Raw genomic sequence first — 269 nt, forward strand, 5'->3', positions numbered from 1 at the left:
CGTGAAGATGGACGCCGGCGAGACGATGTCGATCGGCGACTCCGGACAGGTCGAACTCGAGTTCGTCAACGTCACCCACTCGATCATCGACGCGATCAACCCGGTTTTGCACACGCCCGAGGGCGCGGTCGTCTACGGGCTGGACAAGCGCATGGACCACACACCCGTCATCGGCGACCCGATCGACATGGAGCGGTTCCGCGAGATCGGCCGCGAGGGCAACGGCGTGCTGTGTTACATCGAGGACTGTACGAACGCGAACAAGAAGG

At 62.8% G+C, this 269-nt stretch carries 1 pseudogene; it reads left to right on the plus strand.

Annotated elements, in window-relative coordinates:
* Nucleotides 1-269 (plus strand): annotated as a pseudogene (locus ACNA7R_RS18250) (ribonuclease J); the annotation flags it as partial.

Origin of the sequence: Natronococcus sp., from assembly GCF_047921035.1 — an archaeon.
Taxonomy (GTDB): Archaea; Halobacteriota; Halobacteria; order Halobacteriales; family Natrialbaceae; genus Natronococcus.